Annotated in this window: 1 protein-coding gene and 1 pseudogene; both read left to right on the top strand. The window is 53.0% G+C overall.

Annotated features, from left to right (window positions below; all coding sequences use genetic code 11):
* The first annotated feature begins 2 nt into the window (after positions 1-2).
* Positions 3-215, top strand: coding sequence for a cold-shock protein (locus BK660_RS31645; protein WP_123436460.1), 213 nt, complete (start codon positions 3-5; stop codon positions 213-215).
* Between the two features lie 96 nt (positions 216-311).
* Positions 312-466 (top strand): annotated as a pseudogene (locus BK660_RS31640) (RDD family protein); the annotation flags it as partial.

Below are 466 nucleotides of genomic sequence, written 5' to 3'. Positions count from 1 at the left end.
AAATGTCCACACGTCAGAGCGGTACCGTCAAGTGGTTTAACGACGAGAAAGGTTTTGGTTTTATCACTCCAGAAAGCGGTCCGGATCTGTTCGTGCATTTCCGCGCCATTCAGGGCAACGGCTTCAAAAGCCTGAAAGAAGGCCAGAAAGTGACCTTCGTTGCTGTGCAAGGCCAGAAAGGCATGCAGGCTGGCGAAGTACAAGCAGAAGCCTGATTTCTGTTACGAAAAAGCCCCTGATATTGATATCAGGGGCTTTTTTGTGCGCGCGAATCCGTAAAATGGCGCTTCATTTTGCGTCCAGAGGCTGCCATGTCGAAAAACCTGCTCACGCCCCAAGGGGATTTCCCTCCGGTAGGCCTTGGCCGTCGCTTGGCAGCGATGTTCTACGACTTTCTGCTGTGCACCGCGCTGCTGATCGTCACGGGTGGCATCTACAAGATGATCCAGGCAACGATCATCGGCGA

This window comes from Pseudomonas brassicacearum, assembly GCF_003732265.1.
Lineage (GTDB): Bacteria > Pseudomonadota > Gammaproteobacteria > Pseudomonadales > Pseudomonadaceae > Aquipseudomonas > Aquipseudomonas brassicacearum_D.
This window is presented reverse-complemented; position numbering and strand designations above follow the sequence as displayed.

Excerpts from the sequence above, each read along its gene's own strand:
- BK660_RS31645 (WP_123436460.1), top strand. The coding sequence starts at position 3 with ATGTCCACACGTCAGAGCGGTACCGTCAAGTGGTTTAACGACGAGAAA.